The organism is Azospirillum sp. A23 (assembly GCF_042938965.1).
GTDB lineage: Bacteria > Pseudomonadota > Alphaproteobacteria > Azospirillales > Azospirillaceae > Azospirillum > Azospirillum melinis.
In genome coordinates this window covers 1,042,898-1,063,838 of sequence record NZ_CP170663.1, presented here as the reverse complement: position 1 = coordinate 1,063,838, position 20,941 = coordinate 1,042,898, and the positions used below count along the sequence as shown (strand labels likewise).

The following is a 20,941-nucleotide window of genomic DNA, read 5'->3' as shown; positions in this document are numbered from 1 at the left end:
ATGGGAAGCTTCAGCCTGTTCCACTGGGCCATCGTCCTGCTGGTCGTCCTGCTGCTGTTCGGCGCCGGCAAGCTGCCGTCCGTCATGGGCGACTTCGCCAAGGGCATCAAGAGCTTCAAGGCCGGCCTGAAGGACGGGGACGAGGCCGTGACAATCCCCTCTCCCCCGCTCACGCGCAAACTTCGTTTGCGCTGACGCGACAGGCGGACCATTGGTCCGCCGAAAGCGGGGAGAGGGTTAGGGTGAGGGGGGAGCGTCGCAGGATTTCCACAAAGGTCCCACCACGCATCCCCCTTACCCCGGCTGGGGAGGGGGAGAAACCCCTCACGCCACCCGCAGAGCCCCCGCGGTGTCGTGGTAGAAGCCGTTGACCAGCGGCGCGTCGATCAGCCCGCCCAGTTCGGCGGCGACCTCCGCCCCGTCGCGCCGCCCGTCCAGCATCGCCCGGAAGGCCTCGGCGACCCGCACCATGTCCATCGCCTGCGGCGACAGGCGGAAGCGGTCCACCCCCATCGCCACCAGCGCCGGCATCTCCGCCGCCAGGCACAGGCAGCCGTGCGACATCGTCTGGGTGCCGTTGACGGTCAGGAAGGGCTGGCCGTCCATCGTCGTCACCGGCATGCCGTCCGGGTCGTTGCCGCAGACGAACTGGCAGCCGTCCTTGTGCAGCCCATGGGCGCGCGCGTGATAGCAGCGTGCCGAGATGGCGAGCGGCGCCCGCCCCCAGACCTGCACCTCGGTCTCGATCCCCAGCTCCCGCCCGGCCTTCGCCAGCACGGCGACGGTGGCCGCCGGCAGTTCCGCCGGCAGCGACACCGCCACCGCCCCGCGCCCGGCCATCCAGCCCAGCGTCGCCTCGTTGTAGACGTTGATCGTCGGCCCGACCGCATGGGGCCGCCCGGCCAGCAGGGCCAGCGCCCCCATGTCGTTCGCCTCGACCAAGCCGCCCTCCGGCAGCCCGGCATCCGATCCCACCAGATCGCGCATCGCCGAACGCTCGCGCTCGCTGCCGACCAGGATCGGGCTGGCGAGCCACACCGTCTTGCCGGCGGCGCTCAGCCGTTCGATCACCTCGCCCATCGCCTCGGCGAAGAAGGGCGCCCGCTTGAAGCAGACGATCTCGCCGACGACCACGGTGTCCACCGGCGCCTCGTCGGCGATGCGGGCGTAGAAGTCGCGCCAGCGGTCGACCGGCCAGTTGAACAGCACCGGCCCCAAAGTGAGTGACGCAGTCATTCCGTAAAACTCCTCAGCGCACCCGGGCTTACCGCCACGCGCGCGTATAGGCTCCGGTGGTCTGGGTCCCGCCCTCGACCATCGCCTGCAGATCGATGTGCGGCACCGGCCGGCCGGCGGCGAATGTTTCCAGCGCCTCGCGATAGGCGCGGACCACCGCGGCGATATAGGCCTTGCCGCGCTGCCGCCCTTCGATCTTCAGCGCCCGCACGCCGGCCGCCTTCAGCTCCGGCAGCAAATCCATGGCGTTGAGGCTGGTCGGCTCCTCGAACAGGTAGGCCGGCCCGTCCCCAGCGACAAAGCGGCCCTTGCACAGCGTCGGATAGCCGGCCTGCTCACCCTCGCCGAACACATTGATGGTGAAGCCGCCCAGCGTCGAGGCCAGCGACCCGCCCCGCTGCTCGTAACGGACATGGTTGGCCGGCGAACAGACGCCCTGCTTGTTGGGCGACAGGCCGGTGGCGTAGGAGGACAGCGAACAGCGCCCCTCCGCCATCGGGCAGAGGCCGCCGAAGACGAACACCTCGGTCTCGATGTCGATCTCGGCATTCAGCTTGGCGATTTCCGGCACCGTCAGCACGCGCGGCAGCACGACCCGGCGCACGCCGAAGGCCTCGCGGTACAGCCGGATCGCCTCGACATTGGCGGCCGACGCCTGGACCGACAGATGCAGGCGCAGGTCGGGATGGCGCTTCGCGGCATAGGCCAGCAGCCCCGGATCGGCCATGATGACGGCATCCACCTTCAGCCGTTCCGCATCGTCCACCGCCTTCCGCCAGGGGCCGAGATTGCCCGCCTGCGGATAGGTGTTGATGGCGACATAGACCTCGACCCGGCGCGCATGGGCGTAATCCACCGCGTCGGCCACATCCTGCCGGGTGAAGTTCAGGCCCGGAAAATTACGGGCGTTGGTCTCGTCGCGGAAGCCGAGATAGACGGCATCGGCCCCGGCATCGACGGCGGCACGCAAGGCGGCCGGCGTCCCCGCCGGGCAGATCAGCTCGAAATTGTCCATGATCCCCTACGCCCCCGTTCCCGGCAAGGTCCTGGGCGGAGTGCCGGGCGGAGTGCCGGGCAGCGTCCCCGCCGTCCCGGCGAGCCGTGCCTCCAGCCGCTCGATCCCGCGGCGCAGCGGCGGCGGCAGCAGCCGGCGCGCCGCGTCGATCCGGTCCAGCACCGGCCCGGCATTGCGCCGCAGCACCGGCAGGGCGCGGGCCAGCGGTCCGGCGATGGAGGCGGCATCGGCCACCAGATCCATCTCGTCCTCGCCGTCCAGCGTGTTGCGCAGCGCAAGGATCAGCGCGGTGTCGCCGGAAATGCTCAGCTCGCGCCGGAAGAACAGCGCATCGCCGTCGATCCGCCCCTCCAGCAGGTCGAGCAGCTTGTCGTAAGGCCCGCGCACCACCGCATCGGCCCCCGCCTCGCCCACACCGTCGGTGCCGCGCGGCAGGGCATGCAGCGACAACTCGGGCCCGACGCGCATCAGCAGCGCCACTGGCGCGTCCACCGGCTCGATCAGCACGCGGGCGTCCGGCATCTCGCGCAGGGCCTCGAAGGCGCGCGGATGACGGTCGGCCAGCAGCCGCAGCAGCCGGGCGAGCAGCGCATCGCTGGCCCGCCGCCCCAGCCTGGGCACCAGCCCCAGCCCGGCCCGGCTCAATCCGGTCTCGAACCGGCGGGCCCGCTCGCCGGCGGGGGAATTGGAAACGGAAACAGTCTGTGCGACATCGGGATCGCGCATGGGCGGCTTCCCTCCTCATCGGTCATTCCGCCGCCCATGAAAGCCGGTAACCGCCTGACGTCATTGACCTCGGTCAAGTTCACGCTTGAAAAAGCCCTTGGCGTCAGGCCGCGCTCGCCGGCTCAGGAGCGGCCGCTCAAGGTCGTACAGCCGGCGATCCTCCCGGCCGATGCGGTGTTTCAGCGCAGCGCCCCGAAAGACCGCCGGGGCCTGCCAAGGGATTGCGCTGGGGGATCACGCCCAGGGATCGCGCCAAGCGGCCGATTTTCCGGCCGAGGCATCCGCCTGTGTCTTCCATGGCTGTATGAATCTCAACGGTGCATTGCATGCATATCTGTTGACATTGTAGGCCTCAACGGAGCATACAGTCGCGCATTGTATGCATGAATTGCTTGGATTTCCTCCTGGGGAACCACGCGATGTCATCCGAACAGGAGTGGCCGCCTCTCCGGTACAGCCACGCCAACCCAACCGTCTGTCTTCCGCCCGCAGACAAGGACCCGCGCCCGATCTGACTGCCGTCGGTTTCCCCTGACGGAAAACGGCGTCGTATCCTGGAGACGTTCAAAATGTACGACTGGTTCCCTTTGGTCTTCTTCCCGTTCAAGATCATCGTGTTGGGTACGGGGATGTTCTTCGCCATCAAGTGGCATCATGATCGGGCGAAGGAGGAGCAGGCAAAGAAGGACAACGAAGCCAACAGGCGGTAAGCACCCGCCGAAGCTGCCGGGCGCCGCTCTGTCCGCGCTTCGGAATGAGCCGGGCTGTGGCCCCCCTCACAGCACCGGAGGCCGGATGCGTCCAGGATCGCCCCATCGCCGCCGACCATCCCCGGTCGATTGAACGGCACCGAGAATCAGCCCTTTCGGACGGAGCGATCCCATGACCATCCTCTGCATCAGCGCCGCCACGTCGATCCTGAGCCTGGGCCTGCTGGCCGGGTTCGACCTCTGCATCGCTCCGCCGCCGAAAACCGCCGGGGCAAGGGCCGCTGCATCCGCCCGCCGGCGGTCCGGCGAGGACATGATGGGCTGAAACCTGGCCGATCCCCGGTCCCGGCAACGGCTCGGCCGCACCATGACCCCGACCGCGATCGGGTCTTCATCGATGTCATACCCTTCGGACGGGATTCATGCGAAAGTGCCGGCTTGCTGAAACGGCCTTCGCCGGAGAGGACCGTACCCCGATGGATCAGCGTTCCAGACCATCCACGCCACTCGCCATGCTCACCAAAGCGCTCGCGCAAATCTCGCGGGCCAAAAGCACGGACGACGTCGTCGCGACCATCCGGGCCAGCGCGAGGTCCCTGATCGGCTGCCAGGGGATCGCCATCGTCCTGAAGGAGGGCGACCTCTGCCATTATGTGGAGGAGGACGCGATCGGTCCGCTGTGGAAGGGGCAGAAGTTTCCCGCCTCCGCCTGCATCAGCGGATGGTCGATGATCAACCGGAAAACCGCCGTCATTCCCGACATCTCGCTTGACGACCGGATTCCCTATGAGCTCTACCGCGAAACCTTCGTGCGCGCGGTCGCGATGGTTCCGGTGCGTGCCGATAACCCCGTCGCGGCAATCGGGGCCTACTGGGCGCAGACCTATGACCCGGATGGCTGGGAAGTCGAAACGCTCGAAGCGCTGGCGGACGCCGCCGCGACCGCCCTGGAGACCGCCGAGGTCATTGCGGCGCTGAAGGCCGGACAGCAGGCGCATCCCCGCATATTGGGGCATGACACCGCCGCCGAGGACATCGCCGGGACCGTCGGCAGGGTCGCCGGTATCGCCGCCGTACCGACCATCCTCGACGTCGTGCTGCGCATGACGGGCATGGGTTTCGCCGCCGTCGCCCGAGTGACGGAGACACGCTGGGTCGCCTGCCAGGTGCTCGACCCGGTGGGCTTCGGTCTGAAACCCTGCGACGAACTGCCGGTCGAGAGCACGCTCTGCAACGAGATCCGGGGCCATCGCCGGACCATCGCCTTCGACGACGCCACCGCGGATCCACGGTATTGCGACCACCACACCCCCCGGGTCTATGGGCTGAGGAGCTATATCTCCGAACCTATCGTCCTGGCGGACGGCGAGTTCTGGGGCACGCTGTGCGCCATCGACCCGAACCCGGCCAAGGTCGACAACCCGCAGGTGCTGGGCGCCTTCCGGCTTTTCGCCGAACTCATCGCCCATCATCTCGACACGGAGGCCCATCTCAGATCGACGACCGCGTCGCTCGACCGGGAGCGTGAACTGGCGGACCTCCGTGAACAGTTCGTCGCGGCGGTGGGACACGACCTGCGCAACCCCATCGCGGCACTGGACGCCGGGACGACCCTTCTCCTGAATAGCGGCTGGACCCACCAGAGCCCGCTGGTGCTCAGGCTGATGAAGGCGAGCCTCTCGCGGATGTCCGGCCTCGTCGAGAACGTCATGGACTTGGCGAGGGCACGGATGGGCGGGGGAATCGCCCTTGCGGTGGCGGAGGGCGATCTCGCAGCGACTCTCCAGCACGTCGTCGACGAAATGCGGATCGCCCATCCCGGCCGTGAGATATCCGCACTGTTCGCCCTGCCCGCGACCGTCGCCGCCGACCATCCCCGCCTCGCCCAGATGGCGTCCAACCTGCTGTCGAACGCCGTCACCCATGGCTCCGGCACGATGCCGGTCCGGATCAGCGCCACCGTCGTCGCGGGCGAACTGACCGTTTGCGTGACCAACGCGGGACGGCCCATCCCGCCGGAACAGGTCGATACGCTCTTCCTGCCCTTCAGGCGGGGGGAGGGGAGGACCGAAAGCAAGGGCCTGGGGCTGGGACTCTACATCGCATCCCAGATCGCCCAGGCCCATGATGGCAGGATCGACGTGCGTTCCGACGCCGACGAGACATGCTTCACCTTCACGATGCCGTTGAAGGCCTGACATCAGGGTGAGGAAAAGGAGGCGGGCGGGATGGAACATCACCCGGCCCGCTGTTCCACGCCGTTCCATCCTCCCCGAAGGAGCCTTCCTTACGGTTGCCCGCTGCCGCCCGCCGCACCGTAGACATGGCCGGTGGTGAAGCTGGCATCCTCCGCCGCGAGCTGGACATAGATGCTGGCAAGCTCGGCCGGCTGGCCGGGGCGGCCGAACGGGGTCTGGCTGCCGAACTGCTTCAGCTTCTCCTGGCTGGCGCCGCCGCTCACCTGAAGCGGGGTCCAGATCGGGCCGGGGGCCACGCCGTTGACGCGGATGCCCTTGTCCGCCAGCTGCTTGGCCAGCGACTTGACATAGTTCATCGTCGCCGCCTTGGTCTGGGCATAGGCGTAGAGGTCCGGCGTCGGGTCGTAGGCCTGTTCCGACGTGGTGCCGATGATGACCGATCCCGGCTCCAGGTGGGGCAGGGCGGCCTTGATGATCCAGAAGGGGGCGTAGATGTTGGTCTTCATCGTCGCGTCGAATTCCTCGCTGCTCACATCGAGGATCGACGGGAAGGCCTGCTGGCGCGCCGCGTTGCAGACGACGATGTCGAGCCCGCCCAGCCCGGCGACGGCATCGGCCACCAGCTTTTTGCAGAACTCCTCGTCGCGCAGGTCGCCGGGGATCGCCACCGCCTTGCGGCCGGCCTCCTCGATCAGGGCGACGACGTCCTGGGCGTCCGGCTCCTCGGTCGGGAAATAATTGATGGCGACGTCGGCGCCCTCGCGGGCATAGGCGATGGCGGCGGCCCGGCCCATGCCGGAATCGCCGCCGGTGATCAGCGCCCTGCGCCCGGCCAGCCGGCCGGAGCCCTTGTAGCTGGTCTCGCCATGGTCGGGCGGCGGATCCATGTCGCGGGCCAGCCCCGGCCAGGGCTGCGACTGGCCGTTGAAGGGCGGGCGCGGATACTTCGTGCGCGGGTCCTGCGGCGTGACGGTGTCGTCCTTGCGGTCCATGCCTGTCTCCTGATCCGGCGTGCTGTGTGCGATACGGCGATGCCTCGCACACAGAACCGGACGGGGACGGAAATGGTTGCCGCAACCCTGCCCATCAGCGAAACGGTATCCTCAGCCGCACATGCCACCGCAGCAGGACCCGTTGCGCCGGGCCAGCAACCGCTCATAGGCGATGCTGACCACGCCGGCCGGCGGGATCACGCCCTGCAACAGCGCCAGCACGTCCCCCTCCAGCGTGCCGGGCGGGACATCCGTCACCTCGCAGACCGAGGCGCCGCTGCCGTCCGGACCCAGCTTCGCATCGCCGGCGGCAACCGTCACGTCGCCGTTGCGGTCGATGCTCACGCGCAGGCTGGCCGCCGCCGCCCCCTCGGGCCGGGCAATGCGGACCTGCCAGACCTCGGGCCCCTGTTGCAGATACTCCCAGGAGAAGCTGGCGCCGAACAGGCTGAGCAGCTGGTGGTGCAGCGGGCGCGGGTCATGGTCGTTGACCAGCGAGAAACCGTCGCCGGGCGTCAAATCCTGCACCGACGCGAAGATCAGCTGATGGCGCTGGTAGGGCGGGATCGCGCGGAGATCGAGAACCGGTTCGGCCTGGGCGGCGGGCGCGGTGGGCGCAATGGGGGAGGTCATGGTCGGCATCGTCGTCCGTCTGGTCTGTGGGGGAGCGGCAGGATCGCCATGTCCCCCTGTAGCCCGGATCGCCGCCCCCTTCTTTGCTCCAGCACAAACCCCGGAACGGGTCGGGCGCTCAGCCGCCCATCGCGGCGGCGAAGGCCCGGTCCTCCGCGGCCGACAGCAGGGCGTCGGTGGCCGGCACCAGCGTCGTCTCCTCCTTCTGGATGTGCAGGACCAGCACCCGGACCAGCTCCTCGCCGAAGCTGCGGCAGACCGGCCAACTGTCCCAGTCGAACCCCTCCCGCAGAGCCAGGGCGCAGAAGCGGGCCAGACGGCGGGCAATCGGGCGCATGTGCTCGTGGTCGTCCAGCAGGTCGGCCGTCCATTCGTGCCCGCCCGCCGCGGCCAGCGCCGGGAACAGCGCCTCTTCCGCCGCGAAATGGCTGTCCAGCGGCCCGTCCAGTTCGGCGGCGAGATCGGCGACGATGTCCCGGTCCTCCGCCGTCAGCACCGGCAGGCTGTCCTCGCCATGGCGGACGAACAGGGCGTCCAGCCGGTCCAGCAGCTCCATCACCCGGTGGTGGTCGTCATGCAGGAGGCGTCCGGTCAGGCTGTCGGTGTGCATCGCACGGTCTCCCCGGAAGAGATTGCGGACGGGATGGTCCGCCCGTCCACGGCGGCGAATTCGTCCAGCAGGGCGCCAAGCTCCAGCCCATAGGCCCCGGCCGCCTCGCGCACCGTCATGAAGGGCGCCATGGCGCAGCCGGGGCAGGCGAGGCCATGGCGCAGCAGCACCGGCACCGCCGCCGGCCGGACACTCATCAGCTCGGCCATCGTCAAATCGGCCATGGTCAAATCGGCGGGGGACGGTTGGACGGCCATCTCGGCATGCTCCGGCACCGGGGGACAGGCCGCCACCCTAACCGCCCGGCCGCGGCCGGTCTTTGCGCCACCGCAACCCCGCCCGCCGGTCACTCCCGACCCATCACTCCCGTCCCCTTAGTCGCGCTTGGCCGCCGGGGACGGCAAATCCTCGGCGATGGCGACCAGCGCATGGGGCTTGCGGATCACCACCTGCTGCCGGCCGCTCTCGACGATGCCCTGGCTTTCCCAGGCCGACAGGGTTCGGCTGACGGTGTGCAGCGTCGTGCCGGTCATCTCCGCCACATCCTGCCTGGACAGCGGGAAATCGATCTCCACCCCAGCCTCCACCCGCCGCCCGGCATGGCGCACCAGCCGCAGCAGGGCGTGGGCGATGCGGCGCTCCACCCGCTCCGTCGCCACCTCGCGCAGGCGGTTCTGCAATTCGCGCAGCCGCCCGCCGACGATCGACAGCGCGTTGCGGGCGATGGCGGGATGGCGGTCCATCAGCTCGGTCATCGCGGCGGCCGGCCAGGACAGCTCGACGCAATCGGCCACCGCGACGGCGTCGGCCGGATAGAACCCGTCGGTGAAGATCGCCAGCGTGCCGAACATCTCGCCGGGACCGATGAAGCGCATCACCACCTGCTGCCCGTCAGGGCCGGTCTGCACGATCTTCACCCGCCCGTCGATCAGCGCATGGCCGGCCGCCGCCGCTTCGCCCTGGCTGAAGACGGCGGTGCCGCGGACATGCAGCCGGGGCCGCGCCAGCGCAACGGCCTCGGCCAGCGTCTCGGCATCCAGCCCGGCGAACAGCGGCATGCCGCGCAGAATGGCGGGATCGGGGGGCGGGGGCATGGCGGTCGTCCTGGCGCGCTGGGCGTGATCGGGGGCGTGAAGGGCATCCATTCGTGCACGACTTTGTTGCGGCTCAAAGCGCGAAATCCGGCATGCCGCCAGAATGGCCGCAGCATCCCAGCGAAGGTCCCCGCCATGCCCACCCCCATTACAGGTGCCGCCACCGGCGCCGTCACCAGCGCCCACCGGCCGATGTACCCGGCGGCGGCGCTCTATGCGGCGCTCGCCGTCCCGCTGTGGCTGGCGCAGGTCGGCGGCCTGCTGCCGGCGGGCTGGTCGCCGGCCGTGCATGCGCACGAGATGACGCTGGGCTATGCGCTGGCGGTGGTCGGCGGCTTCCTGATGACCCGGCTGTCGCGTCCGATGCTGGCGGTGGCCCTCCTGTCCTGGCTCGCCGGCCGGCTGGCTTTGCTGCTGGGGCTGCCGCCGCTGCTGGCACTGCCGCTCTGCTTCGCCTATCCGCTGCTGCTGTTCGTCGTCGCCGGCCTGCCCTTCCTGCGCACCAGCCGCAGCGGCCACAACGCAGTGTTCGGCCCGCTGATCGGTGCCTTCCTCGGTGCCGAGGCGCTGTTCTGGGCCGGGGAGCTGGGCCTTGTCCCCGGCAACGGCCAGCCCGTGGCCCTGCTGCTGATCGCCACGCTGCTGCTGACCATGGGCGGGCGGGTCATCCCCGCTGCCACCGCCGGTGCCCTGCGCCGCCAGGGCGTCACCCTCGCGCACCGGGTCCAGCCGAGGCTGGAGGCGATGGGCATCGCCGGGGCCGCCCTCTGCCTGCTGTCGGCCGCCACCGGCCTGCTGCCCCTCGCCGGCGGCGCCGGGGCCGCGATGGCCGGGGCGAGCGCGCTGCTGCGGCTCGCCCGCTGGAAGCCGCATCTGCTGCTGCGCCGGCCGGAGATCGCCAGCCTTCATCTGGGCTATTTCTGCCTCGGCGCCGGCTGGCTGCTGACCGCCGGCACCCCGCTGCTCGATCTGCCGCCTGCTGCCGGCTGGCACATGCTGGGGGTCGGCGCGCTCGGCATCCTCGCCAGCGCCATGATGATCCGCACCACCCTTCAGCGCGAAGCGGAGCCGGAGCGTTTCCCACCCGCCGCCAGCGTCGCCGTCGGACTCATGGCCGCTGCCGCGGTTCTCCGCCTGACGGCGGTCGGGTGGCCGTCGATGACGCTGCTGACCGCCGCGGCGGTCTTCTGGACCCTCGGCCAGCTGCTGACCGCCGGGGTTCTGCTCACCCGGCCGCGGCGGTCACGCCGACGGCAGGACGCGCTCCAGGAAGTTTAGGCCGAGCTGCGCACCGGCGGCGGTGATGGTGTGGGGAACGCCACGCAGCAGATGCTCCTCCACCGCAAAGCCGGCGGAGCGGAAATGCGCGGCGGCGGCCTGCACCACGGTGGGCGGCATGATGCTGTCCGCCGCACCGCCGACCATCAGAACCGGCGGACGCCGTCCCGCCCCGTCCGGGGTTGGAACCGGCGCCGCGATTCGGCCGGCGAAGGCGACGACCGCGCCGCACCGCTCCGGGGCGGTCATGGCGAGATGCAGCGCCATGATGCTGCCCTGGCTGAAGCCGACCAGCGCCACGTCGGCGGGGGCGACGCCCGCCCGCTGCCGTTCGGCCTCGATCAGCTCGGCCAGCGCCGGCAGGGCGGCGGCGACGCGGGCGGGACGGTTCTCCTCCGTCACGCCGGCGATGCTGAACCACTGATGCCCGTTGCCCATGTCGAACGGCTGCGGCGCGTTTGGCGCCACGAAGGCGGTGTCGGGAAGCGCCCCCCGCCATGCCTGGGCCAGCGGCATCAGGTCGGCGCCCGACGACCCGACACCGTGCAGCAGGATGACCAGCCGCCGCGCCGCCGTCCCGGAGGCCGGAGCAAGGCGCAGGACCTCGCCGGAACAGTCTGTTGTGCTGCTGCTCATGGAAACCACCCTTCCTGTCGTTGCCGTGTCACGCCCGCTGCCAGATGCCCTCGCCCGGCAGCCGGTCGCGGTCGTGGCTGCGCTCGAAATCCAGCGCCGGCCCCTTCGGCACGATCAGCGTCGGGTTGATCGCCGGGTTGGTGTAGTAGCCGGCCTTGATGTCGTCGATCTTCACCGTGTCGCGGATGCCCGGCCACTGGTACAGCTCGCGCAGATAGGCCGACAGGTTCGGATAATCCTCGATCCGCCGCAGGTTGCACTTGAAGGCGCCATGATAGGCGGCGTCGAAGCGCACCAGCGTCACGAACAGGCGCCAGTCGGCCTCGGTCAGATGCTCCCCCGCCAGATAGCGGCTGGCCGACAGCCGCTCCTCCAGCCGGTCGAGCGTGGCGAACAGCGCGTCGAACGCCTCGTCGTAGCTGGCCTGCGACTTGGCGAAGCCGCAGCGGTACACGCCGTTGTTGACGGTCGTGTAGACCAGCTCGTTCCAGCGGTCGATCTCCGGCCGCAGCGGCTCGGGATAGAGGTCCAGCCGGTTGCCGGTCAGCCCATCGAAGGCGCTGTTCAGGATGCGGATGATGTCCGCCGACTCGTTGTTGACGATGCGGCCTTCCTGCCGGTCCCACAGAACCGGCACCGACACCTTGCCGGTGTAGGTCGGGTCGCTCGCCGTGTAGAGGCTGTAATGGTGGCGGAAGCGGCCGACGCCCGGACCGCCGTCCTGCTCCTCGCCATAGACCCAGCCGTCCTCGCCCAGCACCGGCTCGGCGGCGGACATGCCGATCACCCCCTCGAGCCCCTTCAGCGCGCGAAAGATCAGCGTGCGCGAGGCCCAGGGGCACAGATAGGAGACATAGAGGTGATAGCGTCCGGCCACCGCCGGCAAGGCAGGCCGACCCTCGGCATCCGGCGCGCCGTCCGGCGTGATCCAGTCGCGGAAGCGGGTCGGCTCGCGGTGGAAGGCGCCGCCCTTGATCTCGCTGGCCGCGATGTCGCCCTTTTCCCAAACACCGTTCACAAGCTGCGGCATCGCGGTTCCTCCTGTCCATCTTGCACATATGCGAAGGGGCCGGCGAACCGGCCCCTCCTACTCTGCAACAGTCGAAGACTGCCCGCGATCAGGACTTGACCGCTTCGATCTCGATCAGCAGCTGGATGTCGTCGCCGATGGCCGGGGCGCCGTACTTCATGCCGAACTCGGTGCGCTTCACCGTGCCGCGGGCGGAGAAGCCGGCGGTCTCCAGCTTGCTGGCCGGGCTGACGCCGTCCTTGTTGAAGGTGACGTCCAGCACGACCGGCTTGGTCACGCCCAGCATGGTCAGGTCGCCGTGCAGCTTGCCGGTCTTGTCGCCGGTCTTCTCGATCTTCGTGCTCTTGAAGGTCATCTTCGGGAACTCCTTCGCATTGAAGAAGTCCGGCGACCGCAGGTGATCGTCACGCTTGGCGTGGTTGGTGTCGACGCTGGTGGTGTCGATGGTGACGCTGACCGTGCTCTTCTCGACGGCGTCCTTGTCGAAGCTGATATCGCCGCCGACCGTGTTGAAGCGGCCGATCACGTTGGAGAAGCCGACATGGTTGACGATGAAGGCGACCGCCGTGTGCGCCGGATCGATCTTGTAGCTGACCGGGGCGGCGAAGGCGGGGGCAACAGCACCGGTCGCCGTCGCGACGAACAGGGCGGCGGCAAACAGGGTCTTCTTCATGAACGAAACTCCGGAAAACAGGATTGACTGATTGGGAAGGGGGATCAGTAGGGCGACGCTTCGCCGCCGCTCAGCGCGAAGGCCGCGCCGATGGCGACCAGCGCCGGAAGGACCGCGACCACCGTGACGGCGGCCGACGAGGCGGCGCGGCCGATCAGGCCGTCGCCCTGGGGAATGAAGCGGCGGACATGGCCGGCGAACAGGGCGGGCAGGGCCAGCAGCAGCACCGCGGCCTGGGTCTGGGTGAACAGGGCCAGCACGGCAGCCAGCAGGACGGCGATGCCGGTGGCGACCCGGCCCGACAGGCCCCAGCCATGGCGCTCCACCGGCCAGTTCCACAACAGGAACCCGCCGGCCGACGCCGCCAGCGCCAGCGCCATCTGGGCGATGGAAGCCGACGAGCCGATCAGCGCGGTGCCGCCGACCGCCAGCGCCAGCGCCAGCAGCGAGGCGGCCGGCGCGGTCGGGCTCTCGCCCCCCTGCGTCTGCGAACCGCGGGCAAAAGCGACCCACGCCGCCGTGCCGAGCAGGACGACAAGACTGACGATCGCCGCTGCGGAGTCGAGCGCGGGCAGGGCGATCCACAGCAGCGACGCGGCCAGCCAGACCGCCAGCACCGCCGAAGCGACCCGGCCGCGGATCCCCACCACGTCGGCGACCACGCCGATCAGCAGCCCGGCGGCGGACGCCCAGAACAGCTTGCCCATGCTCGACGGCGGCGGCAGGGCCGGCAGGCCGATCACCATCGCGAAGACGACCAGGAAGCCGGCGGCGATGCCGGCCGCCGCCAGCGGGCGGCGCAGCAGATGCAGCGCGCCGACCAGGATCAGGCTGACCAGCAGCGGCAGAACGCTGGATTGGACGAAGGGGTCTTGAAGCAGCTCGGACATGGGGGAAGGCCGGGTCTCGATAGGATGGCGCAGGTTGCGCTTGGCCGTGACCCTAACCTGTGCTCTGGTAAGCGCAAATTCGGGAGATTTGCAAAAAGCATATGCAGGAATGAGCGGGAATAAATGCTAGGTAGCAGCAATTGGGATGATTTTCGCTATCTGCTGGCGGTGGCGCGGCATGGGTCGCTGTCTGCGGCGGCCCGCGTCCTGGGGGTGAACCACAGCACGGTTCTGCGCCGGGTGACGGCGCTGGAGCAGGCGATGGGCGCCCGTCTGTTCGACAAGCTGCCCGGCGGCTATGTGCTGACCGCGGCGGGCGACGAGATGCAGCGGGTGGCGCAGAAGATGGAGGAGGATCTGGCCGCCGCCAACCGCCTGCTGTCCGGCCGCGACACCCGGATCAGCGGCAGCCTGCGCGTGACCACCGTCGACATCCTGACGCTCTATGTCCTGCCGCGCCACATCGCCGCCTTCCGCCGCCGCCACCCCGACCTGCGGGTCGATCTGGTGGCGGCGGAGGCCTCGCTCAGCCTGACCCGGCGCGAAGCCGACGTGGCGATCCGCGCCACCACCAGCCCGCCGGAGAATCTGGTCGGCCGCGCGGTGTCCGGCCTCGCCTTCGCCGTCTATGGCGGCGCCGGCTATCTGGAAGAGGCGGGCACCGGCGGCGATCTCGACCGCCACCCCTGGGTCGGGCTGGACGAGTCCTTCGACCACACCAACCTCGCCCACTGGATGAAGCGGATGGTGCCGGCGGGTTCGGTCCGCTACCGGGTCAATTCGGTGGCGGGGGCGGTGGAGGCGGTGCGGGCCGGCATCGGGCTTGGCCTGCTGCCCTGCGGCGTCGTCGACCGCGACCCCGCCTTCCGCCGCATCGGCGAGCCGGTGCAGGAGGCAGACGCCAAGCTCTGGCTGCTGACCCACGAGGATCTGCGCCACATGGGCCGCGTCCGCGCCTTCCTCGACTTCATGGCCGACGCGCTGACCCGCGACCGCGACCTGCTGGAAGGGCGTTATCCGCTCTCCCACTCCCTCCCCGATATCCCCCTCTCCCCCCCGGGGAGAGGGTCGGGGTGAGGGGGAGTCGTGGCGAGGATTCTCGGGAAGACACGCAGTGCGTCCCCCTCACCCTAACCCTCTCCCCGGGGGGGAGAGGGGACTCCACCGGCGCCGCGAGCCGCCGGCATCCCATAGCCCGCCCGGTGCGACCCCCGCCGCCGGGTCGACCATGTGAACTGCGGATCGTCGACGATCAGGTGCCGGTGGTCCGACAGCCGGTTGCGTTCCAGCCAGCCGACCGTCGCCTCCAGTTCCGACAGCGTCATTTCGGAGCGCGCCTTCTTCATCAGCCGCTTCAGCACGGCGTTGTAGATGTGGTAGCCGGTCGGCCCCTCGGCGACGAGGTTGTTGTCCTCGTCCTCGATCACCTGGGCCGCGACCAGCTGGCCGATGCGCTGGCGCAGGTGATGCTCCGCAGCACTCGGCGTCAGCGGCAATTCCCCCGGATCCCTGCCCTGCGCGCCAAAATCCGGTCCCGGTGCCACCACCGCGAAGCTCAGCGCCGTGGCGTTGGATTCCAGCGGGATGATCTCCGGCTCGCGCTCCGACGACCGTTCGAAGGGAAGCTCCTGCTGCGGGCGGCGGGTCTTCACCATGGCGCGGGTACCCTGCTGCGTCTCGACCATGGTGCGGAACTGCTCGAACAGCGCGTCGGAGGGATGGTAGACCAGCGCCCGCTGCCGGTCGTAGGGGCCGCCATGCGGGTCCACCCGCGTCGCCCGCGCGATGGCCTGCTCCAGCCAGGGGCGGGAGCGGATGTGCGTCAGGCAGGCGACATGGGTGATCGACGGCGCGTCCAGCCCCTCATAGGCCATGGCGACGGAAACCAGCACCGCCGGTTCGGGGCGCAGGCGGAAAGCCGCCACCACCTCCTGCGCGTCGCGGCATTCCGAAATGGCGAGCCGCGCCATGCGCCCCGCCTGCGCCTTCGGCATCCAGCCTTGCAGCGTCTCCAGATAGAAGCGCGCCGTCCCCTGGTCGGGGGCGATCACCAGCAGCTTGCCCAGCCCCGCATCGTCGCGGCCCGCCGGCAGTTTCATCTCCGCCCGCCGCTTCGCCCGATGCTCCCGGCAGGAGCGGTAGGCCTCGCGCAGCATCGCCTGGGCGAAGCCGGTGCGCAGCGCGGTGAACAGGGCGTCGCGCGTGTTCTCACCCGCCTTCGACAGGGAATCGACCCAACGGTTGGTCCGCTCCGCATCCAGCCAGGAGGCCGTCCCGTCCATCGCCCCGAAGGTCACCGGCAGGATCGCCTTCTCCGCCAGCGCCTGCCGCCGCGAATAGCCGACCACCGCCCAGCCAGGCGCCTTGAAATCGACCTCCCGCACCTTGCGCGTTCCCTGCGGTGCACGGTAGGGCAGCCACAGGATCGGCCGGCCGTCGGCGCGCTCCAGCGTCCCGCTCATCAGCAGACGGGCCGACGCATTCTCCAGCAGCGGCAGGATCGACCGGCTCCAGGCGGTTTCCTCCTCCACCGCCGCCATGCGGTCGGTGTCGAACACCGCCGGCAGATGGTGCAGCTCGTCCACCGCCAGCAGATAGCGGTGGCGGCGGAACTCCTGCAGATGCAGGTCCGGCGCGGCGGCCACCGCCTGATATGTGGTGACGTAGCCCTGCAGGCCGCGGCAGAGGTCGCGCCCGTTCTCCGCGGCGCGCAGGGCAAGGTTGTGTCCCAACACCTCGCGCCAGCGCGGATCGACGAAGGCCTCCTCCGCCTGCTGGCGCAGGCTGTCGCGCGGCACGATCCAGCAGACCCGGTCGATCCGCCCGGCCTTGTGCAGCGCCGCCGCCATGATCACCGGCAACAGCGATTTCCCCCCGCCGGGCGTCACCGCCGCCAGAACGTCGCGAACCTCCGTCTGCTGCTGGCCGATGGCGTCGGCGATGGCGCTGACCAGTTGCTGATGGGTTCTCAGCTGCGGCATTCCACCCTGCTGGCTGTGGCACGAGGGAGGAGCAAGCCTAAAGTGCCGAGAGTCCCCCGGTCTTGAGCGCAATCGTAGGTAACAGCCCCCAGGCGGAGTAATGCTGCAACCGGCCGGGGAGAGCGATTCGCGCCGCCTAAGCCTTATGAGCAAGCCGCCTTGCGGTATTCTGATGTACGCACCTGAAATTTTGCATGTGCGAACCGGCCCAGCGCCGCAACTACCTATCAAAAGGCAGAGCACAAGCTGGAGCTCAAGATTTGAGTTGCGCACCTCAAAGCGCAGGAATATGTTTGCGGCATGAACAATCAAACCAGCGACGGACCCCTGACCCTGCGCGACGTCGCCGCTGCGGCCGGCGTCAGCCTTGCGACCGCCGACCGGGTGGTCAACGGGCGGCCCGGCGTCAGCGACAAGACCGCGCGCAAGGTGCAGGACGCGGTGCAGCGGCTGGGCTTCCGTCCGCTGGCGGCGGCGGCGGAACTGGCGCGGGCGCGGTCCTGGCGCTTCGCCGTGATCCTGCCCGGCGGTGGCAACCGCTTCATGATGGACATCGCCGACAACATCCGCGCCCAGGCCGACTGGTTCCGCGCCCGCCGCATCGGGGTGGAGATCGTCGAGGCCGACGTGTTCGACGCCGACACGCTGGCGGCGCGGCTGGCCGCCCTGCCGGGCCGCTTCGACGGGGTGGCGCTGGTGGCGCTCGACCATCCGCGCATCCGCGCTGCCATCGACGATCTGGTCGAGGGCGGGATGGCGGTGGTGACGTTGGTGTCGGACGCCCCGTCGTCGCGGCGCCAGCATTATGTCGGCATCGACAACATCGCCGCCGGCCGCACCGCCGGATCGCTGGTCGGCCGCTTCCTCGGGCCCCCGCGCGCCGGGGAGCCGGGCATCGTGAATCGGGGAGGTTCGGTCGGCATCATCACCGGATCGGGCAGCCTGCGCGACCATGCCGAACGGCGCTTCGGCTTCGGGCAGGTGCTGGCGGAGGAGTATCCCCACTTGACCTGCCTGACCCCGGTGGAGGGCCGCGACGATCCCGGCCGCAACCACGATCTGGTCCGCCGCATGCTGGCCGACACGCCCGATCTGGTGGCGATCTACAACACCGGCGAGGGCTCGGTCGGCATCGGCGAGGCGCTGGCCGAGGCCGGTCTTACCCGCAAGATCCTCTGCGTCGGGCACGAACTGACGCCGGCCACCCGCCGCATGCTGCTGGACGGCAGCTTCGCCGCCCTGGTCGCCCAGGATCCGGGGCACGAGGTGCGCTCGATGGGCCGGGTGCTCCACGCCCTGGTCACCGGCCAGGAGATCGTCGCGGCGCAGGAACACATCAGGGTCCAGGTCATCCTGCGCGACAACCTGCCCTGACGGACATGGAAATTTGCTCTGACGGACATCGGAAAACGCCCTGACGGGCATCGGAGAAGGTCGACAGTCATGTTTCTCGGGATCGACATCGGCACCTCGAGCGTCAAGGCGGTTCTGACCGACGCCGACGGGGCCGTCGCCGGCAGCGCGTCCCGCCCCTGCACCGTCTCGCGCCCGCATCCCCTGTGGTCGGAGCAGGAACCGGAGGACTGGGTCGTCGCCGCCATCGCCGCGGTGGACGAGCTGTCAGACCGCCAGCCGGAAGCGCTCGCTGCCGTGCTCGGCATCGGCTTCTCCGGCCAGATGCACGGCGCGGTTCTGCTGGGCGCCGACAACCGGGTGCTGCGTCCCGCCATCCTGTGGAACGACGGCCGCTCCCACCGCCAGTGCGCGACCCTGGAGGAAACCCTCCCGACGCTGCGCGCCCTCAGCGGCAACATCGCCATGCCCGGCTTCACCGCGCCCAAGCTGCTGTGGGTGGCGGAGGAGGAGCCGGAGGTCTTCGCGGCGCTGGCCAAGGTGCTGCTGCCCAAAGCCTATGTCCGCTGGCGCTTCACCGGCGCGATGGTGGAGGAGATGTCCGACGCCTCCGGCACGCTGTGGCTCGACGTGGCAAGGCGCGACTGGTCGGACGATCTGCTCGCCGCCACCCGGATGACCCGCGCCCACATGCCCGATCTGGCCGAAGGCTCCGACGCCGTCGCCCGGCTGTCGCCCGAACTGGCCCGCCGCTGGGGCATGCGAAATCCACCGGTGGTGGCCGGCGGGGCGGGGGATTGCGCCGCCAGCGCGGTCGGGCTCGGCGCCATCGCGCCGGGGGACGGCTTCCTCAGCCTAGGCACCTCCGGCGTGGTGTGGCGGACGACCGACCGCTTCCTGCCCAACCCGGCAATGGCGGTTCATGCCTTCTGCCACGCGTTGCCCGGCGTCTGGCATCAGATGGGCGTCATGCTGTCGTCCGCCGCCTCGCTGGCCTGGGCCGCCTCCACCCTCGGCGCGCCGGAGGCGGCGCTGCTGGCCCCGCTCGGCGACGCGGTCGACGGCCCGTCGCCGGTCGCCTTCCTGCCCTATCTGTCGGGCGAGCGCACCCCCCACAACGACGCCACCGTGCGCGGCCTGTTCGCCGGCCTGTCGGCGGAGACGACGCGCGACGCGATGGTCCAGGCGGTGCTGGAGGGCGTCGCCTTCGCCGCCCGCGACAATCTCGTCGCGCTGGGGGAGGGCGCCCCGACAGTCTTCGACCTTGCCGGCGGCGGCTCCCGCTCGGGGCTGTGGGCGCGCATCTGCGCCGACGCGCTCGGCGTCACCATCCACCGCATCGAGGACGGCGAGGTCGGGGCGGCGCTGGGTGCCGCCCATCTCGGCCGCATGGCGGCGACCGGAGAATCCCCCGCCGCCGTCTGCCGCAAGCCCCGCCGTCTGGAGACCTTCACCCCCGATCCGGCCCGCGCCGAGGCGTACAGCCAGGCTTGGCTGCGCTGGCGCCGGCTCTACCCCCTTGCCAAGGAGTTCGCGTCTTGAGCACCGCCTCATTCTTCGGCGACCTGTCCCCGGTGGCCTATCGCGGGCCGGACAGCCGCGACCCGCTGTCCTACCGCTGGTATGACAAGGACCGCGTGGTTCTGGGCAAGCGGATGGAGGACCATCTGCGGCTGGCCGCCTGCTACTGGCACAGCTTCTGCTGGCCGGGCGGCGACCCCTTCGGCGGCGAGACCTTCCAGCGCCCATGGATGCGCCCCGGCCAGGACCCGATGGCGGCGGCCCGCGCCAAGGCCGATGTCGCCTTCGAGATGTTCCGCCTGCTCGACATCCCCTTCTTCTGCTTCCACGACCTCGACGCCGCGCCGGAGGGCTCAACGCTCGCCGAGAGCGTCGACAACCTGAAGGCCGTCACCGAGCTGTTCGCGGCGAAGATGGAGACCGCCAAGGTCCGTCTGCTGTGGGGCACCGCCAACCTGTTCTCCAACCGCCGCTACATGGCGGGTGCCGCGACCAACCCCGACCCCGACGTCTTCCTCTATGCCTGCGGGCAGGTGCGCGCGGCGCTGGAGGCCACCCACGCGCTGGGCGGCGCCAACTACGTCATGTGGGGCGGGCGCGAGGGCTATGAGACGCTGCTGAACACCGACCTGAAGCGCGAGCTGGACCAGATGGGCCGCTTCCTGGCGATGGTGGTGGAGCACAAGCACAGGATCGGCTTCGACGGGCCGATCCTGATCGAGCCGAAGCCACGCGAGCCGACCAAGCACCAGTACGACTTCGACGTCGCCACCGTCTACGGCTTCCTGGAACGCTACGACCTGCTGGCCGACGTGCGGGTGAACATAGAGCAGAACCACGCCATCCTCGCCGGCCACAGCTTCCAGCACGAGGTGGGATTGGCGCTGGCGCTCGGCATCTTCGGCTCGCTCGACATGAACCGCGGCGACCCGCTGCTGGGCTGGGACACCGACCAGTTCGCCAACGACGTCGGCGAGCTGACGGTGGTCATGCACGACATCCTGAAGGGCGGCGGCTTCACCACCGGCGGCCTGAATTTCGACGCCAAGATCCGCCGCCAGTCGCTCGACCCCGCCGACCTGCTGCACGGCCACATCGGCGGCGTCGACACCTGCGCCCGCGCCCTGCTGCAGGCGGCGCAGATGCTGGAGGACGGCGCCCTGACCGGGCCGCTGGCCGAGCGCTACGCCGGCTGGGACAGCGCGGAGGGTCAGGCGATCCTGTCCGGCAAGCGCGACCTCGCCACACTGGCCGAGCGGGCGCTGACCTCGGGCCTCAACCCCCAGCCGCGCTCCGGCCGGCAGGAGTATCTGGAGAACATCGTCAACCGCTACGTCTGAGCCCCACAGCCCCTCTGCTTCCGTC

22 protein-coding genes are annotated in these 20,941 nt (G+C 69.9%); 9 read left to right on the top strand and 13 right to left on the bottom strand.

Features of this window, described 5'->3' with window-relative positions; all coding sequences use genetic code 11:
- On the top strand, positions 1–195 hold the full coding sequence (locus ABNQ40_RS04610; protein WP_109048940.1) for a twin-arginine translocase TatA/TatE family subunit: 195 nt from the start codon (positions 1–3) through the stop codon (positions 193–195).
- Positions 196–324: 129 nt separating this feature from the next.
- On the opposite strand, the gene ABNQ40_RS04605 is transcribed toward ABNQ40_RS04610, so the two are convergent.
- Genes ABNQ40_RS04605 through ABNQ40_RS04595 form a run of 3 tightly spaced genes read right to left on the bottom strand, consistent with a single transcriptional unit; the run spans position 325 to position 2,977 of the window.
- Positions 325–1,236 carry a U32 family peptidase gene (locus tag ABNQ40_RS04605; RefSeq protein WP_109051008.1) on the bottom strand — a complete coding sequence of 304 codons (912 nt, stop codon included), beginning with the start codon at positions 1,234–1,236 and terminating at the stop codon, positions 325–327.
- A 28-nt stretch (positions 1,237–1,264) separates the two neighbouring features.
- Positions 1,265–2,251, bottom strand: coding sequence for a peptidase U32 family protein (locus tag ABNQ40_RS04600; RefSeq protein WP_109051009.1), 987 nt, complete (start codon positions 2,249–2,251; stop codon positions 1,265–1,267).
- A gap of 6 nt (positions 2,252–2,257) precedes the next feature.
- Positions 2,258–2,977 carry an SCP2 domain-containing protein gene (locus ABNQ40_RS04595; RefSeq protein ID WP_391345631.1) on the bottom strand — a complete coding sequence of 240 codons (720 nt, stop codon included), beginning with the start codon at positions 2,975–2,977 and terminating at the stop codon, positions 2,258–2,260.
- Positions 2,978–3,546: 569 nt separating this feature from the next.
- On the opposite strand from ABNQ40_RS04595, the gene ABNQ40_RS04590 reads away from it, so the two are divergent.
- The 3 genes from ABNQ40_RS04590 to ABNQ40_RS04580 all read left to right on the top strand — a co-directional run bounded on the left by ABNQ40_RS04590 (position 3,547) and on the right by ABNQ40_RS04580 (position 5,885).
- The gene (locus ABNQ40_RS04590; protein WP_199235376.1) at positions 3,547–3,687 is read left to right on the top strand and encodes a hypothetical protein; all 141 of its coding nucleotides are present in this window, start codon (positions 3,547–3,549) and stop codon (positions 3,685–3,687) included.
- A gap of 172 nt (positions 3,688–3,859) precedes the next feature.
- Positions 3,860–4,012 carry a hypothetical protein gene (locus ABNQ40_RS04585; RefSeq protein ID WP_158285609.1) on the top strand — a complete coding sequence of 51 codons (153 nt, stop codon included), beginning with the start codon at positions 3,860–3,862 and terminating at the stop codon, positions 4,010–4,012.
- Between the two features lie 151 nt (positions 4,013–4,163).
- Positions 4,164–5,885 (top strand): ATP-binding protein, encoded by a 1,722-nt coding sequence (locus tag ABNQ40_RS04580; RefSeq protein WP_109051011.1) that lies wholly within the window; start codon positions 4,164–4,166, stop codon positions 5,883–5,885.
- A gap of 89 nt (positions 5,886–5,974) precedes the next feature.
- Here the strand turns inward: ABNQ40_RS04580 and ABNQ40_RS04575 are convergent, their stop codons facing one another.
- The 5 genes from ABNQ40_RS04575 to ABNQ40_RS04555 all read right to left on the bottom strand — a co-directional run bounded on the left by ABNQ40_RS04575 (position 5,975) and on the right by ABNQ40_RS04555 (position 9,214).
- The gene (locus tag ABNQ40_RS04575; RefSeq protein WP_109051012.1) at positions 5,975–6,877 is read right to left on the bottom strand and encodes an SDR family oxidoreductase; all 903 of its coding nucleotides are present in this window, start codon (positions 6,875–6,877) and stop codon (positions 5,975–5,977) included.
- A 111-nt stretch (positions 6,878–6,988) separates the two neighbouring features.
- The gene (locus ABNQ40_RS04570) at positions 6,989–7,510 is read right to left on the bottom strand and encodes a DUF2249 domain-containing protein (RefSeq protein ID WP_109491079.1); all 522 of its coding nucleotides are present in this window, start codon (positions 7,508–7,510) and stop codon (positions 6,989–6,991) included.
- Positions 7,511–7,628: 118 nt separating this feature from the next.
- Entirely contained in the window at positions 7,629–8,120 is a 492-nt protein-coding gene (locus tag ABNQ40_RS04565; protein ID WP_109051013.1) for a hemerythrin domain-containing protein, read from the bottom strand.
- Positions 8,102–8,377, bottom strand: coding sequence for a DUF1858 domain-containing protein (locus ABNQ40_RS04560; RefSeq protein WP_109051014.1), 276 nt, complete (start codon positions 8,375–8,377; stop codon positions 8,102–8,104). Before ABNQ40_RS04560 ends, ABNQ40_RS04565 begins: the two co-directional genes overlap by 19 nt.
- Before the next feature lie 117 nt (positions 8,378–8,494).
- Complete coding sequence (locus tag ABNQ40_RS04555) at positions 8,495–9,214, bottom strand: Crp/Fnr family transcriptional regulator (protein ID WP_109051015.1); 720 nt, start codon at positions 9,212–9,214, stop codon at positions 8,495–8,497.
- A 135-nt stretch (positions 9,215–9,349) separates the two neighbouring features.
- On the opposite strand from ABNQ40_RS04555, the gene ABNQ40_RS04550 reads away from it, so the two are divergent.
- Positions 9,350–10,492, top strand: a complete 1,143-nt coding sequence (locus tag ABNQ40_RS04550) for an NnrS family protein (RefSeq protein WP_109051016.1) — start codon at positions 9,350–9,352, stop codon at positions 10,490–10,492.
- Here the strand turns inward: ABNQ40_RS04550 and ABNQ40_RS04545 are convergent.
- The 4 genes from ABNQ40_RS04545 to ABNQ40_RS04530 all read right to left on the bottom strand — a co-directional run bounded on the left by ABNQ40_RS04545 (position 10,457) and on the right by ABNQ40_RS04530 (position 13,721).
- The gene (locus ABNQ40_RS04545) at positions 10,457–11,128 is read right to left on the bottom strand and encodes an alpha/beta hydrolase (RefSeq protein ID WP_109051017.1); all 672 of its coding nucleotides are present in this window, start codon (positions 11,126–11,128) and stop codon (positions 10,457–10,459) included. The two genes, ABNQ40_RS04550 and ABNQ40_RS04545, sit on opposite strands and share 36 nt — an antisense overlap.
- 28 nt (positions 11,129–11,156) lie before the next feature.
- The gene (locus ABNQ40_RS04540; RefSeq protein WP_109051018.1) at positions 11,157–12,158 is read right to left on the bottom strand and encodes a glutathione S-transferase family protein; all 1,002 of its coding nucleotides are present in this window, start codon (positions 12,156–12,158) and stop codon (positions 11,157–11,159) included.
- A gap of 88 nt (positions 12,159–12,246) precedes the next feature.
- Positions 12,247–12,831: a YceI family protein gene (locus ABNQ40_RS04535; RefSeq protein ID WP_109051019.1), complete on the bottom strand. Its 585-nt coding sequence runs from the start codon at positions 12,829–12,831 to the stop codon at positions 12,247–12,249.
- Between the two features lie 44 nt (positions 12,832–12,875).
- Positions 12,876–13,721, bottom strand: a complete 846-nt coding sequence (locus ABNQ40_RS04530; RefSeq protein ID WP_109051020.1) for a hypothetical protein — start codon at positions 13,719–13,721, stop codon at positions 12,876–12,878.
- 123 nt (positions 13,722–13,844) lie between these two features.
- Between ABNQ40_RS04530 and ABNQ40_RS04525 the strand changes: the two genes are divergently transcribed.
- Positions 13,845–14,798, top strand: a complete 954-nt coding sequence (locus ABNQ40_RS04525) for a LysR family transcriptional regulator (RefSeq protein WP_109051021.1) — start codon at positions 13,845–13,847, stop codon at positions 14,796–14,798.
- Positions 14,799–14,851: 53 nt separating this feature from the next.
- Here the strand turns inward: ABNQ40_RS04525 and ABNQ40_RS04520 are convergent, their stop codons facing one another.
- Entirely contained in the window at positions 14,852–16,702 is a 1,851-nt protein-coding gene (locus tag ABNQ40_RS04520) for a DEAD/DEAH box helicase (RefSeq protein ID WP_247879929.1), read from the bottom strand.
- Positions 16,703–17,002: 300 nt separating this feature from the next.
- Between ABNQ40_RS04520 and ABNQ40_RS04515 the strand changes: the two genes are divergently transcribed.
- The 3 genes from ABNQ40_RS04515 to xylA all read left to right on the top strand — a co-directional run bounded on the left by ABNQ40_RS04515 (position 17,003) and on the right by xylA (position 20,916).
- Entirely contained in the window at positions 17,003–18,076 is a 1,074-nt protein-coding gene (locus ABNQ40_RS04515; protein WP_109051022.1) for a LacI family DNA-binding transcriptional regulator, read from the top strand.
- 69 nt (positions 18,077–18,145) lie between these two features.
- The gene (gene xylB, locus ABNQ40_RS04510; protein ID WP_109051023.1) at positions 18,146–19,597 is read left to right on the top strand and encodes a xylulokinase; all 1,452 of its coding nucleotides are present in this window, start codon (positions 18,146–18,148) and stop codon (positions 19,595–19,597) included.
- On the top strand, positions 19,594–20,916 hold the full coding sequence (gene xylA / locus ABNQ40_RS04505) for a xylose isomerase (protein WP_109051024.1): 1,323 nt from the start codon (positions 19,594–19,596) through the stop codon (positions 20,914–20,916). Before xylB ends, xylA begins: the two co-directional genes overlap by 4 nt.
- The last annotated feature ends 25 nt before the right edge of the window (positions 20,917–20,941 follow it).

Excerpts from the sequence above, each read along its gene's own strand:
- ABNQ40_RS04515 (WP_109051022.1), top strand. The coding sequence starts at position 17,003 with ATGAACAATCAAACCAGCGACGGACCCCTGACCCTGCGCGACGTCGCC.
- ABNQ40_RS04525 (WP_109051021.1), top strand. The coding sequence starts at position 13,845 with ATGCTAGGTAGCAGCAATTGGGATGATTTTCGCTATCTGCTGGCGGTG.
- ABNQ40_RS04545 (WP_109051017.1), bottom strand. The coding sequence starts at position 11,128 with ATGAGCAGCAGCACAACAGACTGTTCCGGCGAGGTCCTGCGCCTTGCT.
- ABNQ40_RS04560 (WP_109051014.1), bottom strand. The coding sequence starts at position 8,377 with ATGGCCGTCCAACCGTCCCCCGCCGATTTGACCATGGCCGATTTGACG.
- ABNQ40_RS04595 (WP_391345631.1), bottom strand. The coding sequence starts at position 2,977 with ATGCGCGATCCCGATGTCGCACAGACTGTTTCCGTTTCCAATTCCCCC.
- ABNQ40_RS04610 (WP_109048940.1), top strand. The coding sequence starts at position 1 with ATGGGAAGCTTCAGCCTGTTCCACTGGGCCATCGTCCTGCTGGTCGTC.
- ABNQ40_RS04590 (WP_199235376.1), top strand. The coding sequence starts at position 3,547 with ATGTACGACTGGTTCCCTTTGGTCTTCTTCCCGTTCAAGATCATCGTG.
- ABNQ40_RS04555 (WP_109051015.1), bottom strand. The coding sequence starts at position 9,214 with ATGCCCCCGCCCCCCGATCCCGCCATTCTGCGCGGCATGCCGCTGTTC.
- ABNQ40_RS04535 (WP_109051019.1), bottom strand. The coding sequence starts at position 12,831 with ATGAAGAAGACCCTGTTTGCCGCCGCCCTGTTCGTCGCGACGGCGACC.
- ABNQ40_RS04600 (WP_109051009.1), bottom strand. The coding sequence starts at position 2,251 with ATGGACAATTTCGAGCTGATCTGCCCGGCGGGGACGCCGGCCGCCTTG.
- ABNQ40_RS04550 (WP_109051016.1), top strand. The coding sequence starts at position 9,350 with ATGCCCACCCCCATTACAGGTGCCGCCACCGGCGCCGTCACCAGCGCC.
- ABNQ40_RS04570 (WP_109491079.1), bottom strand. The coding sequence starts at position 7,510 with ATGACCTCCCCCATTGCGCCCACCGCGCCCGCCGCCCAGGCCGAACCG.
- ABNQ40_RS04585 (WP_158285609.1), top strand. The coding sequence starts at position 3,860 with ATGACCATCCTCTGCATCAGCGCCGCCACGTCGATCCTGAGCCTGGGC.
- ABNQ40_RS04530 (WP_109051020.1), bottom strand. The coding sequence starts at position 13,721 with ATGTCCGAGCTGCTTCAAGACCCCTTCGTCCAATCCAGCGTTCTGCCG.
- xylB (WP_109051023.1), top strand. The coding sequence starts at position 18,146 with ATGTTTCTCGGGATCGACATCGGCACCTCGAGCGTCAAGGCGGTTCTG.
- ABNQ40_RS04575 (WP_109051012.1), bottom strand. The coding sequence starts at position 6,877 with ATGGACCGCAAGGACGACACCGTCACGCCGCAGGACCCGCGCACGAAG.
- ABNQ40_RS04520 (WP_247879929.1), bottom strand. The coding sequence starts at position 16,702 with ATGCCGCAGCTGAGAACCCATCAGCAACTGGTCAGCGCCATCGCCGAC.
- ABNQ40_RS04540 (WP_109051018.1), bottom strand. The coding sequence starts at position 12,158 with ATGCCGCAGCTTGTGAACGGTGTTTGGGAAAAGGGCGACATCGCGGCC.
- ABNQ40_RS04565 (WP_109051013.1), bottom strand. The coding sequence starts at position 8,120 with ATGCACACCGACAGCCTGACCGGACGCCTCCTGCATGACGACCACCAC.
- ABNQ40_RS04580 (WP_109051011.1), top strand. The coding sequence starts at position 4,164 with ATGGATCAGCGTTCCAGACCATCCACGCCACTCGCCATGCTCACCAAA.
- ABNQ40_RS04605 (WP_109051008.1), bottom strand. The coding sequence starts at position 1,236 with ATGACTGCGTCACTCACTTTGGGGCCGGTGCTGTTCAACTGGCCGGTC.